Genomic DNA, 15,238 nt, shown 5'->3' on the forward strand with positions numbered 1-15,238 from the left:
ACAGACAGAGTACGCAAAATTGCTGGAAGAAAAGAAAAAGACTTATTCCGAGTATCGGCGCTCCCGTGAAGAAATGAGGGAGTTTTTGACTGCAAAAGTGAATGTAGATCGAGTGCTGAAAATGGAGGTAGAACAGGATGTTGAAAAAGAAAAAGACCACGGCCAGCGGTAAGCTGGTCCTGGTCAAAAGCGTTCGCAGGCACTGGACATCCGGGGGATGTCCGCTTAGTGCCGACCGGAGTGGAACGGAGACCGCGCAGCCACAGAATGAAATTCTGTGTTCAAAGGGGCTTGGGGGCGCTGCCCTCAACAAGCAAGCGGAGAGGAAAATCACGGAGGGATTTTCTTCTCTGCGGGCCTGTGTGTATTAACACAGGCATTGCTTGCCTCTTTTCTCCGAAAATGAAAAGAGCCAGTGAGAGAATCGTTAAATTTCACTCACTGGCTCAATTCGTTTCAAATTTCTCGGACAACTCTGTCAGTTCTTTCAACGTTTCTTGGATGTGATGCAACAGGGTGTCACGCATTTCTGGCGGACAGCTGGAATAAAGCATTTTCATCTGATTGACACCTTCATCTTCCAGAGAAACATCTGGATTTATAAGCGTATCTAAAGAGATGTGCAGGACCTTTGCCAATGCTCTTAAAATCAAATAGGAAGGATTCATTTTTCCCTTTTCGATATTGGCGATTTGCTTTACAGAAACATGGCTCAGATCAGAAAGTTCCTGTTGTGTCAGTTCTTTATTCTTTCGGGCTTCCCGCATTTTTTGCCCTAAAGCAGTTAAATCATCAATTGGCATAATCGTTCACCTTAATAATATTGTATCGTTCCGGTTTGTGTAAAGGAATAACCTTATTATGCCTGATAAGCGGTATGATTATACTGATTTTACAAGGCGATGAACGAAGACAACATTGTATTGCTTGAGATAAGAAACTATAATAAATAGGGAAACAGGAAATGGAGAGTAGCACTTCTTAGAGTAAAACGCAAATGTATTTGTGAACGTATCAGCAATCTTGAGAAGCGACGAGGTATTTGGATAATTTGTCAAATGAAGAAAAACAGTTGCTGTTGGACAGAACTTTCTTACATATATAGGAAATTATACGCTTCATCATAAATTCAAAAAACTATGTTATCCTATAAATTGGAGGTGGAACAATGCAGAAGATTTTAATTGTCGAAGATGATATTGACATTCAGGATATATTGAAAAACCATCTAATTGATGCAGGCTATGAAGTTGCCGTTGCGTCTGATGGCGTGAATGGAATTGCAATGTTTGATGATACAATCGATCTTGTGCTGTTAGACATCATGCTCCCTAAAATCGACGGCTATGGTGTATGTGAGGTCATTCGCAAGCGGTCACAAATCCCTATTATTATGCTTACTGCGCTTTCGGATGAAGAAAACCAGTTGCGGGGTTTTGAACAGCAGATTGACGATTACATTCCAAAGCCCTTTTCGCCCAAAATCCTGCTATGCAAGATTGCGGCTATTCTTCGCCGTAGGACTGCGGAAAATCAAAATCCATCCCTGCTTACTTATAAAGAGTTGAATATGGATGTTGATGGATTTCATGTGTATCAAGACGGAAACGAGGTTGTTTTGACCAGCAAAGAGTTTGCGCTTCTTAGGCTTATGCTTGAAAATCAGGGAAAGGTTTTTACTCGGCAAATGCTACTTGACCGATTGTGGGCGGACGATTTGGAGGTCGAGGATCGGATCGTTGACAGTCACATAAAGAACATTCGCAAAAAGTTAAATGCTGACTATATAAAAACAATCAGAGGGGTGGGATACAGAATTGACCAAGCACATTAAACAACGGTTATCCGTCAAGATTTTTATAATTACACTTCTTCTACTGGGTGCAGCTTGTAGCGGAACATATCTCTTCATCTCAAAGCTGTTACCTACGACATATTCCAATCTGATAAATGCGGCTACGGAGAAAGCCGCTATGCACCTTGTTGAGCAAATGACAGCCTTTGACAATATATCTGATTGCGAAAATGATATATCTAATTTTTCAAAGGAAACAAATGCCGCTTTTTGGATTGAGGATAGTAACGGTCGTATGATATATCCCGACGAGGCATCAATGGAAACCTCTACTACTTCGGCAGATTACACAGTTACATTCGATGAAGATGAATCGCTCATAGATATGCAACCATCTGGGAAAACTACGACAAATTTTTACCCGTTCACATTGAAAAACGGTACTGCTTATACATTGGCAGTTCAAACGGATTTGTTCGTTGTACAGCAGGCAACAAAGGTATTGTTGTCTATACTTCCGTATGTCATCCTAATGGTCTTTCTGCTTTCTCTCCTTTGTGCATGGCTCTATACACGGTACATCACTCGACCTATTGTGCGACTGAGCAAGATTTCAAAGCGAATGGCAGAACTGGATTTTTCCGGTCAATGTAGTACAGGACGAGAAGATGAATTAGGTTGCTTGGCGCAAAATCTAAATTCATTATCTGCTTCGCTATCTACTGCATTGAACGACCTTCAAGCTGCCAACCAACAGCTCAAAACAGATATTGAAAAGGAACAGGAGTTAGAAAGACAGCGGGTAGACTTTTTCTCGGCAGCATCCCATGAACTGAAAACACCACTAACCATTTTGAAAGGACATTTGGCGGGGATGCTGAACGGAGTCAGCGGCTATGAAAATCACATAGAGTACATGGAGCGTTCGCTTGCCGTTGTTGATAGGATGGAGAAGTTGGTAAAAGAACTGCTGTATCTTTCCAAAGCGGAGGGAACTCAAAAAACTGAATATAAAACCGTTGATTTTGCGGAAATACTTCGGGTACAGATTGCCACAGTAGCAGATTTATTGGAAGAAAAGAAACAGCACCTTGAAGCAAATATTCCTACCCGCCTTTATTGTGAAGTGGAACAAGCACAGATGGAACGGGCAATTCAAAATATATTGGTAAACGCAATTCGCTATTCTCCAAGTGGTGAATTGATTCGTATATCTTTGTCCGAAACGCATGGTACGATTCGCGGTGAAATTGAAAACACAGGTGTCCGTGTGCCTGACGATGCTATTCCACATTTGTTTGAAGCCTTCTATCGAGCAGATACATCTCGTAACCGCAATACAGGCGGAACCGGATTAGGGCTTTATATTGTTCGCAAAGTCATGGAAATGCACCGAGCAAATTACGGCATTTCAAATATAAACAATGGTGTACTGTTTTGGTTTGAATTGCCTTGTAAGCAGCCGGTAGACAACTCCATCTAAAATCCATAATCCATGCAAACTATATCCAAGTTGCTTTGTTATATTATAGCTGTCCTCAAGAGGGCAGCTATAATTTTTAGAAAGCGAGGTCTTATCTATGAAGAACAAAAAAATTTTGGCAATAGGCTTGTGCGGAGCAATCTGTTTAAGCATTGCAGGGGTTACTTATGCAAGCGCATCGGCTTCGGACACACCAAAGGTTTCAACATCTGAAACGGGAAACACATCCGGCGCAGATATTCTCTATCAGGATACAGACGGTGGACAAATCAGCGTTGACGGTAAAAATTGGGTTGCCGAGGCAGATTATGAGAAGAACAATGCGGCACCGGATGTGCAGTGGTGGACAGCTGATGAATACGAGGCGTGGATGAACGAACAGAAAAAAGAGATGGAATCTTTGACTGGAACCGGAGATGGTTGGTATGATGGGCAAGGCGTATTCCGCGAATTTACGCAGGAAAGCGTAGATGCTATGATGGACAGCTATAAAGAAACTCTGGAAAGTATCAAAAAGGGAGTATTGTATTCCAAAGACGACGGTGACGGCGATACCTACTCCATGATTCCACCTACTGAAGATGTAGTTTCCTCTTATAGTGTTGATGTAACAAAAGATAACGGAAAAACAGTACACATTGGGGATTATTCCACAGTTGAGGAATTAGACAAAGCCATTTCTGATGCAGTTAAAAATGGTCAACTCACACAAGAAGAAGCAGACTCCGTTCAGAAATAATAACTAAGCCATTCTGCCGGACGACGGCAAAAGAAAAAAAGCCGTCGTAGAGCAGACAATTTGACACGCCCATTTGAAACGGCGGCTTTGATTTCAGAGCCGCCGTTTCTTTGCGTTTGCACAAATCTATGACGACTTGCAGGGAGACGGTTGTTCTTTTGGCCCAACAAAAACCAGATGACACGATAGAGATCGACTTAGACCTGGACGAGCTGGATGCCACCAGTGCCGAGTTGAAAGCAACCTATCAGGAAATCAAAGATTATGTGCTGAAAGAATTTGGCTTGAAGGTTTCAAGTTTATATATTTCTCAGGTAAAACGCAAATGTGGAATTGAAGTGGGAGAAAACTATAATCTTCCAAAATCAGAAAATGCAAGAGTTCCACAATGCCCGAAAGAGAAGGAAGAAGCTATCAAGGCTGCCCTGAAATACTTTGCGATGATCTAAGAACATCGCTGATTTCAAGGAGGAATAATGCATGAAAAGCACATTTGAAAAAATGGGTGGAACCTACACACTGGGAGCAGACGGAATTTACTATCCGAATCTTGTCAGTACAGATGAAGAACCGCATTATGGGAAATATGGAATGATTCGGAAAACGTATCTGAAAGAGCATCGTCCGGCAATGTATTCTCTGTATATGTTGGAAGACAGATTAACAGAACATCTGAATGCTGTGGATGATAAAGCACAGGAGAGAACGAATATTCTGGTGCGTCAGATGATGGAGCGGCAGGGCATTACGGAAGAATCGAAAGCTCGTGATCAGATGGAATGGGTCAGAGCGGTAAATAATATCCGGAATGCTGCAGAAGAGATTGTGTTAAAAGAATTGATTTACAGGTAAACAAAGAGCTGAACAGGTGCAGAGACTAATCTGACTTGTTCAGCTTTTATAATATATGATATTATAAGTGAAAGTGATATAATATGTTCATAATTTTTCTTTTAAGGAGCGTAACGATGAGTACATTTAGAGATTGGGAAGCATATAAGAGATTAAAGAATCGAGCGGATACAAATTCTGTAGTGGATGTATTGAAAAATAAAAGCACAGGGGATTTAATTGTTAGGAAAATAATATATGGAATCGAACAGCCTTTGTATCAAGCTGTATTCACAAGGGAAATGCGTGCTTTGTATAAACTGAATAAATGTTCGAATATTGTTAATATATTGGGAGATGATTATTTAGTTATATCAACAACCAAGGAAAAGGTTGGAGTAATTTATTTAGAATATATAAACGGAATAGAATTAGGAAAATCATCTATTGAAAATTTTTCTGCAAAAGAGCGATTTTCAATAATAAAACAATTATTAGATGCCATTGAAATATCACATTCCAATGGGATTATCCATAGAGATATTAATCCTAATAATATCATGCTTACCGACGATAAACAGGTCAAGTTAATTGATTTTGGCATATGTAAAATCAATGATATGATCAATTCAGCAACAGTATATAAACTAGGGACTAATGCCTACTCAGCTCCTGAAGTTCATCAACATAGTGAAAATGCAACTGAAAAAAGTGATTTATATTCGCTTGGTGCGGTAATTTATTTCCTTTTTACCGGTCAGCAACCTCCATTAGCAGTACAGTTTCAGGATGTATTAAATAGAACTAGTGGAATGGATGTTTCATTAAAGCCGATATTAAAAAAATTAGTTGCGGAAAATCCTGATGACAGATATGAAAATGTTTTTGAATTGAGAGCTGATTTTTCAAAACTATTTACACGCTTTTTGAATTTGGATAAAACAATTATTTTGACAGCGGCATACGAACGAATAAAGGAATTGAGAAACCTTAAATTATTACCACAGTCAATAAACATTAAAATGGCAACCGAAACGTATATGCCAGAGAACTTTTTAGATTTGTATGCATTTTGTAGAAAAGAAGAATCAAATGAGAATGAAGAAACGATGATTTACATCTTCTTAGGATTTAATTTTCAGGCAGAATGTGTGTTTGATGATGAGCAAAGCGTGTTTGACGTTGTAAAATTTAGAAAGATTCTTCCAATTGATCGTGATAGACTTAAGAAAAGATTTGCTAAAATTGAGGGTGAAATAAGATTTGTAGATAAAAGAATTGCACATAGAGAATTGAAAAACGATAGTTTCGAAATAAAAAATATTATCTATGATTATTACGAAAATTATATGTCAAACAATAATGTTGATTGTGAATATAAGGAAAAGTATGGAGTATGGAGAGATTTATTAGAATTAATAAGAGAAGATATCGAGAAAAATGTTGTAAGAGTACCATATGATTCTTATGAAGTAAAGAATAATCTTTTAAGATTTAAGCTTAAAAAGGGCACTTTTATAGATGAAGAACGTTTGAATAAAGAACAAGTATTTGTTTATGAAAAAAAAGTCGGAAAAAAGAAAGATAAAATAAAGCCTGTGACAGTAGGTACTTATGAAAATGATATTTATGAGAAAAATCAAGTAGTTTTAGAAATAAATAAGCAAGGAACAATAGGATTGCCAGCAAGCGGTTTTATTTGTTTAGATTATAGGAAAGATAAAATTAATGTTGAAAGACAGTTAGATGCTTTAAATGTTCTGGAAAAAGAAGATTATCAGTGCTCTTTTAATTTGAAGAGAATAATTTCAGGTGTGGAGCCCCCGTCTGTAAATGTTATTTCGAAACCGATACATATGTTTAATGAGAAATTAGATTTTCCACAAAGGACTGCGATAAAAAAAGCATTAGATGCAGATTCTATAGCAATTATTCAAGGTCCTCCAGGAACAGGAAAAACGAATGTTATTATCGAAATTATTTTACAAATACTGAAAGCAAACAAAAAGAATCCAGATGTTGAACCTAAGAAGGTGTTACTAGTTTCTCAATCGCATCCAGCAGTAGATAAAATGTTAGAAGATTTAATTAGGGAAAGTGACGAAAGACCTGATTTGCTTCGTATTGGAAGAGATGAAAAATTAAATGAGGAAATAAGAGAAGAGTATTCTATTAATGATGTGAAGGAAAAATGGTATCAAAATGTTAGAAGAATATGTAATGATTATACTAAAAATGCACTTGAGGAAATTGGAATTCCAGAAGAGGAGTTTGAAAAATATTTTTTGAAATTGGAAAATTCAAAAGTGGAAAACATGGATTTTTCAGTAGAAGATAAATTGTTTGTTGAAAATTTTATAAAAAAAACAAAAGGGGTAAAGTCAGAAAGGACAAGAAAAATACTGGAGATTCAGAGAGAATGGACAGAACAATTAAAAAAGTGTGATGAAGTAGAACTTTATATTATTAAAAGTACGGTAATTATTGCTGGTACATGTACAGGATTTGTGTCAAACAGGATTATACGTGATGTTGAATTTGACTATGTTATTGTAGATGAAGCAGCTAAGGCAACGTTTCCTGAATTAGCAGTTTCGTTAAATAAGGCACATAAAATTATATTGGTAGGTGATCATCAACAACTACCACCTGTTTTAGATACTGAAATAATTAGAAATAATAAGGAAAAACTTGATGAGGAGGGGTTGGCGCAAGGTATTTTTGAAAGAATGTATAATATGTTTCCAGAGGATAATAAACATCGTCTTACTATACAATATAGAATGCACCCAACTATTGGTACGTTGATTAGTCATGTGTTTTATAATGATGAGATCCAAAATGGAGTAGAGGCGCAGGATAGAGAATTGTGTATAGAAGGATATGAGGGAATTGCAATTGAGTGGATTAGTACATCCAAGTATTCGATAAAAGAGCGGTATGAAAAGGAATTTGATAATAATGGAAAAAAATCATATCAAAATTATCTTGAGCGAAATATTATTGAACGAAAACTATTGGAATTAGATTCTAAACTTGTCAAAAGGACTAAGGTTGCAGTAATTACAGGATATGGATCGCAAAAGTACATTTTGCAAACAATGGTAAAACAACATTCCTTTAAGCATATTGAGGTTGACGTAGATACTGTAGATGCATTTCAAGGTAGCCAAAAAGATATTATTCTGTATTCTACTGTTAGAAGTAGTGGAAACAAATACGGTATTGGCTTTTTGAAATCAGAAGCTAGAATTAATGTTGCATTTTCTAGAGCAAGATGCTTGTTGATTATTGTTGGAGATATGAAATTTCTTGATAATTATAAAATCAGAGGAAATAAATTTCCTGAAATTATCAAATATATTACAGAATCTGAAGGGTGTCGCATTATAGAAAAGTAGGAGAAAAGAAATGAAACAATTAGTAGCAGCAGTATCGAGAAAACTTCCCCGGGAGTTAAAAAATTTTCATTTAATTAAAAGACAGAGTATATTTATTCCGTATTGTGAAATAGGTATTACCTGTTTAACAAAGGAAGTAACAGAAATAAATTTGTTTTTTGAAACAATATTAAAATTAATTGATATCGAAGTGGCTGATGTATATGAGATATCTGCAATTATGGGGGTGGAGTTTAAATTATTAAAAGAAGCCATAGTAGATATGATTGAACAGAAGTATATTATCACTTCACAGAATAAATTGATTATGACACCTAGGGGGCGAAAAGCTTTAGCGGATAGAAAACAGGTTACTATTCGTAAAAGAAATATAAATGAACTTTCTGTAAATATGATTACGGGTAATATTGAAGAAAGTGGAAAAAATGCATTTGCAAAGCCTTCTAAGAGGGATCTTTGTTTAAGTGAAGAACAAACAATTACAAAAGATTATTTAGAAAGCAATTATGCAATTATAAATGAGATATATCAGCGAAATCAGATCGAATCAAATGTTTTTAACACGAAAATTTTACAGAGAGAGTTGTATAAGATATTAGATATTGCTTATGAGAAACTGTATTATGTGAAAGATGAACTTTTTATTTATAAAAATGATGATTCAGAAGATTATGAGTTTATTATTAAAGGTGACATTGGAGAAAGATACCAGAATAGCTTTTATCATCAAGTACGAGACGTGGTATATTCAGGGATGGAAAACTTTTTTGAAAGAGATTGGGATTTTTCGAAAAATCACTATGATAAAGGACTTGTCACTCAGGAAGATAGGCAATATACAAAGAGTTTAATTGAAAAATTAAATGGAAGTGAAATTATTTCAGATGAATTAGTAGACCAATATATACATACCCGAGCATTAATTGATGAGAAAGAATTAGAAGCTATATTTTCATGTAATCAAGAATTTGATTATCAAGGAATAGTTATTTCTTGTGAAAGATTGAAAAAATTACTAAATCCAGAGATTGTTTCTGCATTAAATGCAATATCTAAGAAAAGAATCTGGTTGTTATATGATCCAAAAGAATATAATGTAAATAAAATTCTTGAACAAAATTTTGGAGATAAAATAAAGAAAAAAGAAGTGTCTGTATCAGAAAACGAGAGAATAAGCGAGCAATTTATATGCTTCTATCCTAATATTCTGGTTGAGTATGTAGAGAAGACGGAAAAAGTTTTTGATAGACCGATTACAATTTTTGAAGGGCGAATAGAATTTGATTCAGATGTTATTAAAAACAAGATAGATAAAATAATAGATGAATATGAAATATCGTTTTCGTTATCTGAACCAGAACCGGAGAAAATGGGAAAGAACAAATATAATAAACATACAAAGAAAGGTATAGCTCATACTTATAAAAAGTACAAATATAAAGAGAAAAATAAATAATATACAGTACATAAAAATGCGTATACCTGATCAGTGAAATATTTATGAATATTCCTGTTAGGTATACGCAAAATCTGATTAAATGTTCATGGCTTTTGAGATATTTTTCACTATTAGGAGGGCCTTTTATTAGTAAGCGCTTAAATCTTGGGTAGCTTTACTGTCTACGTTTTTGAACTCATAATGATAGTAAATAAATTTTTACTACACTCCGCTTGATAGGAGATAGAAATTTACTACATTTGGAGGTTTCATTATGAGTAAGAAACGTGCTCCAGGGCGTTCCCTGGACGAATGGATGGAACTGGTAACCGAATGCAGACAAAGCGGTCTGACAGATGCTGCATGGTGTAATGAGCATGGGATATCTCCCAGCTGTTTTTACAATGCAGTTACCCGTCTCCGCAAAAAAGCCTGTCAGATACCGGATCCAGGTGGAAAAGCCAGCACTCTTGACCTTACATCCCATAAACAGGATGTAGTCCAGATTGCTATAGAACCGGAGTCTTCTCCGGCAGGACTGATCCCAGATAATGGAAACAGACCTATGCACCTTGACAATTCACATACGATTGAAATCGAAGCAGACGGATTGCTTATACGAATGAGTAATGAGATCAAACCGTTACTTCTGAAGATGCTTATGGATACGCTTAAGGAGTCGTTATGTTAGCGGACATCTCAAGCGTTGATGCGATCTATATCGTCTGTGGCAGAACAGATATGCGCAAGTCCATTGATGGATTATGTGCGATCATCCAGGAACAGTTTTCGATGGAGATCGACCATGCACTTTTTCTTTTCTGCGGTCGTAAATGCGACCGTATCAAAGCTATTTTAAAAGAACCTGACGGGATCGTTATGATCTACAAAAGACTGACCGCCCAGGGATCTTACCGGTGCCCCAGGAATAAATCTGAGGTCCGGAATCTTACATGGCGGGAGTTCGACTGGCTGATGTCTGGCATTGATATTGAGCAGCCCAAAGCGATCAAGGCAACGTAAAAAAGATGCACATAAAACTCTTGCTTTTTGCTGTATTTTCGGCACTTTCAAGATCTGGTAAATCCGCTGTTTTGCTGGGAAAAGCCACTGTTTTCTGGTATAATGGAAACATTAGAAACAGGAGGAAAAAGCAGTGGCAGACAGTTCCAAAGATATCCAACTCCGTGAGCTTAAGGACATGATAAACGATCTCAAAAAGATGATAAAAACACTTCAGGCAACTGTCGATGCTGCCAATAAACGGGAAGAGGCTCTCACCCAGGAGCGGGATAATCTGAAAGAAGAGATAGACCTTCTCCGTAAAAAACTGTTTGGCACCTCCAGCGAAAAAAGGACCCTCGATATTCCAGGCCAGTTAAACTTTTTCAATGAGGCGGAACTGGAACAGGATCCGAAAGCTGCAGAAGCAGAGGATCTTAAAGCAATTCTTCCGGAAAAAACAGCAAAAAAGCGAAAAGCAAGAGCTACAGATGCGGAGCGTTTTAAGGGAGTTCCTGTTGAAAAAAAAGTATCTGGAACTTTCTGAGGAAGAGAAACTTTGCCCTGTCTGTGGTACCCCGCTGAAAGAAATCGGGGAAGAGTTTGTCCGCCGGGAACTGGTTTTGTACCAGCAAAACTGAAAGTATATGAATACTACAGTAAGAGCTATGAGTGCCCGCAGTGCAGTCTTCAGGATATTCCGGTTATCAAAAAAGGAAAAGATGGTAGAGCTCATATGCTTTATGGAATGGCTTCTGCCGGAACAGTTGCCTGGGTAATGTACCAGAAGTTTTGTAATGGTCTTCCATACTACCGTCAGGAAAAAGACTGGAAACAGTATGACGTGGAGATCACCAGAGCTACTATGGCAAACTGGGTGATCCGAAATTCTGAAGCATTTTTTCTTACTATGTATGAATACTTCCACAGGAAACTTCTGGAACGAGGATTCGCGATGGCAGATGAAACGCCACTTCAGGTTCTGCATGAACCGGAACGCCGTGCACAGACCAAGTCATATATGTGGCTGTTCCGCAGCGGTGAAGACGGAGGACCACCTATTATCCTCTATAAATACTCGGAGACCCGAGCCGGGGATAATGCCGTAGATTTTCTTCACGGCTTCAAGGGTTATCTGATGTGTGATGGCTATAGTGGATACAATAAAGTTCCAGATGCCAAACGCACAGCCTGCTGGGCACACATCAGAAGATATCTGACAGATGCCATTCCCAAGGGAAAGGCTCTGGATTATACCCAGTCATCCGTACAGGGAATGCTGTACATTAACCAGCTCTTCCACCTGGAAGATGTGATCAGATCAAAGTATTCTTCCTTCGATGTTATCAAAAAGGCTCGTCTTGAAAAAGAAAAGCCGATAGTAGAAGGCTTTTTGTTGTGGCTTGATCAGCAAAGCCCTATCCGTGGAAGCAGAATGGATAAAGCTGTCACCTACATTCAGAATCGCCGTTCCTATCTGTCCACCTATCTGGAAGACGGCCGCTGCAGTTTTTCTAATAATCTCAGCGAAAATGCGATCCGCCCGTTTACAGTAGGCCGTAAAAACTGGCTGTTCTGCGATACACCAAACGGAGCCCAGGCCAGCGCTATCGTGTACACAATGATAGAAATGGCAAAAGCCAATGGAGTAAACGTCTATCACTATCTTACTTATCTGCTGGAAAAACTGCCTGAGGACAGGATGAGTCATAATGAATTAGAACTTCTGGCACCATGGAACGAAACCGTCAAAGCTGAGATCGAACGTCGTGCAAACGAATCAAATCAATCATATGTGAATTGTCAAGGTGCTCCGGCTACTGAAAAGTAGTCGGGGATTTTTCTATCATACCTAAAAATTAAGCGCTTACAGGACATATAATAGTCCGGTGGGAGATTATGCTGAATGGATTGTGAGTACGAAGCTTAATCTTTTACTAGAGAAAAACAGTAAGAAGGGTTATGATGCAATTGATGATGCTAGTGGTATTAGATATCAGATTAAGAGCCGTTGGATGCATCCTGGAAAAAATAGTCGTGAATTGAATGTGATAAGAAATTATGAAGAAAAACAGTTTGATTATCTTATTGCTGTTATATTTGGAAATGATTTTGAGGTCGCAGAAGCATATAAAGTACCACATGATGTTATAGGTGAATATTTTCTTTATAAGGAGCATCAGAATGGTGTTGTTGTAACACTGGGATCTAACTTTATTCAAGATACTCGTGGTGAAGATATTACATATATTTTTAGATGATAAAATAACAAATGATTAGCAGGAGGTGGTTCTGTGGCATTTGATCCAGGACTAAAGATAGGTCAGATACTAAAAAATGCGGATGTAGTTGATACATTCAAATGTGGAAATATGGGTGGTATGCGTCGTTCTAGAACTACGAATACTTTGGTAATAGTATCTGATTATACAAAAGGAATTTATCACGATAAGTGGATTGGTGGAGTTCTTCACTACACCGGAATGGGAAAGAATGGGACCAGAATATTAATTGGGCACAAAATGCAACACTTGCAGCGTGTGGGCGTAATGGCGTTGATGTGCATCTATTTGAGGTAATGGATGCAGGGGGAGTATATTTATTGCGGAAGAATTGAGTTAGTTGATAAACCATACACAGAAGAACAGCCTGGTGAAGATGGTGTTCCAAGAAAAGTATGGATGTTTCCGATTCGCCCGGTTCCTGATAATGATGTTAAGAAACCAGCTATGTTTGTATTTAAAGATATGGAAGACTTTAAGAATCGCGGTAAGGATGTTGATACGCAATATATGAAAATGATAGCTTCTAAGAAAAAAGGCAGCAGCAAACCAGCATATGTTCCACCAGTTATTCCAAAGTCTGAACCGAAACCACCTGTAGCTATTCCAGTAGATATTGTTGGAAAGCATGTAAAGCATAAGGCATTTGGTGTAGGAACGATTACTGCTATTGAAGGAACATCTATTGCTGTTGAATTTGATAAAGTTGGATTAAAAAGGATGGGATATGAATTCTGCATGGAAAAGAAAATGCTGGAATTTATTTGATGCGATATGAAGACGATAAAAGTAGTAGCTGCAGTAATCTGTGATTCGATCAAAGATAAGAAACAGATTTTTGCTACAGCAAGAGGATATGGAGAGTTCAAGGGCCAGTGGGAATTTCCAGGAGGAAAGATTGAAGAAGGTGAAACACCTCAGCAGGCTCTTTTGAGAGAAATAAAAGAAGAATTGGAAGTAGATATTAATGTTGGTGAATTGATTGATACTATTGAATATGATTATTCTGCGTTTCACCTTTCGATGGACTGCTTTTGGGCGGAAATTATATGCGGCCAAATTGTGTTAAAAGAGGCTGAGGATGCAAAATGGCTTACGATAGATAAATTGGATAGTGTTCAATGGTTGCCGGCAGACGTTGCATTGATTTCATGTATTAAGAATAATTTGCGTGTTCAAGAAATGCTTGCCAGAAAAGTGAGTGTTGAAAAAATGAATGAGGAAAAAACAAAGAAGCTTTGGGGCGAAATAATCGTAGGTGTAGGAGGTCAGAAAATAGAATGGTGTTATACAGATGTCCTATACTCGTTTAAAAGTATGTATTTGTTAGGAATTAAAGCAAAGCATCAGGAGTTGGTTGAGGTATGTGGACATACCATTAGGCCACAAAATAGAAATTCCCCAAGAGAATTGGCATATAGCGAAGATTTTATTTTGAGTTGTGTTGATAAGTGTAGAGAACTCAATAATTATCAGGGCTTGCAACAATTTATCGATGTTTATGAAACTGTTGGAAATGTAATACCAGTTTGGCCGGGGGCAAATGTTCACAGAGGACAATTTTGTTGCTACGATTGTCCGGATATTTATTTTAATAATGAGAAAATCAGGGATCACGCATTGGCATTTTATAACAAATACTCAAATTCATATATGTGTGGAGATGATGCAATAATTGCTGGAATATACAATAACATGTCTGTAAAAAGTTTGATTAATATGGACAAAGACGAATATGAAAACTATATTGAGCATGCAATTAATGTCATTAAATGGAGAACTAAAAAAATAGAATGATACCGGAAGATGTTCTGGAGTCGTGTAAATATATTTTGGAAATGGAGATAAATTATGCCTAAATACACAGATGAAGATATTAGAAATATGAGTAAAATAACATGTAAGATAGCGGCAGATTACCTAGGCATATCCCCTATGGCGGTTAGTATCGGCATGAGAAATGATCTTTTACCGATCGGTTTTGCAATTCACAATGAAGAAAGAGATAGAACATATTCTGAGAGTTGGTCCTATCACATAATTGGTGAGAGATTGATTGCATATAAGTACGGGAAAACATCAGAAGTACAAGTTCAAAATATAGAAAAGAGTCTAAATACTATAATAGAACAGTTTGAAGAAATGAAAAAAGATTTGGTTTTTCTATTAAGCGAAAACGAGGATCAGCAGAATTAGAGCTTTATGAATATGCGTTTTCGCTGGGAAAATACAAAGATGTTGACAAAAAATATGCAGGAAAGGAGCTG

At 37.2% G+C, this 15,238-nt stretch carries 13 protein-coding genes and 4 pseudogenes; 16 read left to right on the forward strand and 1 reads right to left on the reverse strand.

What is annotated here, in order from left to right; translation table 11 throughout:
* Positions 1 to 172: pseudogene (locus tag DWY63_RS18415) on the forward strand (relaxase/mobilization nuclease); the annotation flags it as partial.
* 274 nt (positions 173 to 446) lie between these two features.
* Here the strand turns inward: DWY63_RS18415 and DWY63_RS08735 are convergent.
* The gene (locus tag DWY63_RS08735; RefSeq protein ID WP_117801905.1) at positions 447 to 803 is read right to left on the reverse strand and encodes a helix-turn-helix domain-containing protein; all 357 of its coding nucleotides are present in this window, start codon (positions 801 to 803) and stop codon (positions 447 to 449) included.
* 365 nt (positions 804 to 1,168) lie between these two features.
* On the opposite strand from DWY63_RS08735, the gene DWY63_RS08740 reads away from it, so the two are divergent.
* From DWY63_RS08740 to DWY63_RS08805, 15 genes and pseudogenes are all read left to right on the forward strand, one after another.
* Entirely contained in the window at positions 1,169 to 1,834 is a 666-nt protein-coding gene (locus DWY63_RS08740) for a response regulator transcription factor (RefSeq protein ID WP_117801906.1), read from the forward strand.
* Positions 1,835 to 1,973: 139 nt separating this feature from the next.
* Complete coding sequence (locus DWY63_RS08745) at positions 1,974 to 3,278, forward strand: sensor histidine kinase (protein ID WP_117801907.1); 1,305 nt, start codon at positions 1,974 to 1,976, stop codon at positions 3,276 to 3,278.
* Positions 3,279 to 3,375: 97 nt separating this feature from the next.
* Positions 3,376 to 4,017 carry a hypothetical protein gene (locus DWY63_RS08750; RefSeq protein ID WP_117801908.1) on the forward strand — a complete coding sequence of 214 codons (642 nt, stop codon included), beginning with the start codon at positions 3,376 to 3,378 and terminating at the stop codon, positions 4,015 to 4,017.
* Between the two features lie 143 nt (positions 4,018 to 4,160).
* Positions 4,161 to 4,466, forward strand: a pseudogene (locus DWY63_RS08755) (23S rRNA (uracil(1939)-C(5))-methyltransferase RlmD); the annotation flags it as partial.
* Positions 4,467 to 4,497: 31 nt separating this feature from the next.
* Positions 4,498 to 4,869, forward strand: coding sequence for a TnpV protein (locus DWY63_RS08760; RefSeq protein ID WP_117801909.1), 372 nt, complete (start codon positions 4,498 to 4,500; stop codon positions 4,867 to 4,869).
* 116 nt (positions 4,870 to 4,985) lie between these two features.
* Complete coding sequence (locus tag DWY63_RS08765; protein ID WP_117801910.1) at positions 4,986 to 8,249, forward strand: serine/threonine-protein kinase; 3,264 nt, start codon at positions 4,986 to 4,988, stop codon at positions 8,247 to 8,249.
* Positions 8,250 to 8,259: 10 nt separating this feature from the next.
* Positions 8,260 to 9,705: a hypothetical protein gene (locus DWY63_RS08770; RefSeq protein WP_117801911.1), complete on the forward strand. Its 1,446-nt coding sequence runs from the start codon at positions 8,260 to 8,262 to the stop codon at positions 9,703 to 9,705.
* 256 nt (positions 9,706 to 9,961) lie between these two features.
* Positions 9,962 to 10,378: an IS66 family insertion sequence element accessory protein TnpA gene (gene tnpA, locus DWY63_RS08775; RefSeq protein WP_117801912.1), complete on the forward strand. Its 417-nt coding sequence runs from the start codon at positions 9,962 to 9,964 to the stop codon at positions 10,376 to 10,378.
* Entirely contained in the window at positions 10,372 to 10,710 is a 339-nt protein-coding gene (gene tnpB, locus DWY63_RS08780; RefSeq protein WP_117801913.1) for an IS66 family insertion sequence element accessory protein TnpB, read from the forward strand. Before tnpA ends, tnpB begins: the two co-directional genes overlap by 7 nt.
* 133 nt (positions 10,711 to 10,843) lie before the next feature.
* Positions 10,844 to 12,520, forward strand: a pseudogene (gene tnpC / locus DWY63_RS08785) (IS66 family transposase).
* Between the two features lie 58 nt (positions 12,521 to 12,578).
* Entirely contained in the window at positions 12,579 to 12,950 is a 372-nt protein-coding gene (locus DWY63_RS08790) for a DUF6998 domain-containing protein (protein ID WP_147343064.1), read from the forward strand.
* A gap of 33 nt (positions 12,951 to 12,983) precedes the next feature.
* Positions 12,984 to 13,268: a hypothetical protein gene (locus DWY63_RS18420; protein WP_238061362.1), complete on the forward strand. Its 285-nt coding sequence runs from the start codon at positions 12,984 to 12,986 to the stop codon at positions 13,266 to 13,268.
* Between the two features lie 3 nt (positions 13,269 to 13,271).
* On the forward strand, positions 13,272 to 13,739 hold the full coding sequence (locus tag DWY63_RS18425) for a hypothetical protein (protein WP_238061361.1): 468 nt from the start codon (positions 13,272 to 13,274) through the stop codon (positions 13,737 to 13,739).
* A gap of 6 nt (positions 13,740 to 13,745) precedes the next feature.
* Positions 13,746 to 14,141: pseudogene (locus tag DWY63_RS18900) on the forward strand ((deoxy)nucleoside triphosphate pyrophosphohydrolase); the annotation flags it as partial.
* A gap of 681 nt (positions 14,142 to 14,822) precedes the next feature.
* A complete protein-coding gene (locus tag DWY63_RS08805) occupies positions 14,823 to 15,167 on the forward strand; it encodes a hypothetical protein (RefSeq protein WP_005339644.1) in 345 nt (114 codons plus the stop codon).
* Positions 15,168 to 15,238: the final 71 nt, after the last annotated feature.

This window comes from Blautia sp. AF26-2, assembly GCF_003460955.1.
Classification (GTDB): Bacteria; Bacillota; Clostridia; order Lachnospirales; family Lachnospiraceae; genus Fusicatenibacter; species Fusicatenibacter saccharivorans.

Coding starts and splice junctions, on each gene's coding strand:
- tnpA (WP_117801912.1), top strand. CDS start 9,962: ATGAGTAAGAAACGTGCTCCAGGGCGTTCCCTGGACGAATGGATGGAA.
- DWY63_RS08760 (WP_117801909.1), top strand. CDS start 4,498: ATGAAAAGCACATTTGAAAAAATGGGTGGAACCTACACACTGGGAGCA.
- DWY63_RS08735 (WP_117801905.1), bottom strand. CDS start 803: ATGCCAATTGATGATTTAACTGCTTTAGGGCAAAAAATGCGGGAAGCC.
- DWY63_RS18425 (WP_238061361.1), top strand. CDS start 13,272: ATGCAGGGGGAGTATATTTATTGCGGAAGAATTGAGTTAGTTGATAAA.
- DWY63_RS08745 (WP_117801907.1), top strand. CDS start 1,974: ATGCACCTTGTTGAGCAAATGACAGCCTTTGACAATATATCTGATTGC.
- tnpB (WP_117801913.1), top strand. CDS start 10,372: ATGTTAGCGGACATCTCAAGCGTTGATGCGATCTATATCGTCTGTGGC.
- DWY63_RS08770 (WP_117801911.1), top strand. CDS start 8,260: ATGAAACAATTAGTAGCAGCAGTATCGAGAAAACTTCCCCGGGAGTTA.
- DWY63_RS08805 (WP_005339644.1), top strand. CDS start 14,823: ATGCCTAAATACACAGATGAAGATATTAGAAATATGAGTAAAATAACA.
- DWY63_RS08750 (WP_117801908.1), top strand. CDS start 3,376: ATGAAGAACAAAAAAATTTTGGCAATAGGCTTGTGCGGAGCAATCTGT.
- DWY63_RS08765 (WP_117801910.1), top strand. CDS start 4,986: ATGAGTACATTTAGAGATTGGGAAGCATATAAGAGATTAAAGAATCGA.
- DWY63_RS08740 (WP_117801906.1), top strand. CDS start 1,169: ATGCAGAAGATTTTAATTGTCGAAGATGATATTGACATTCAGGATATA.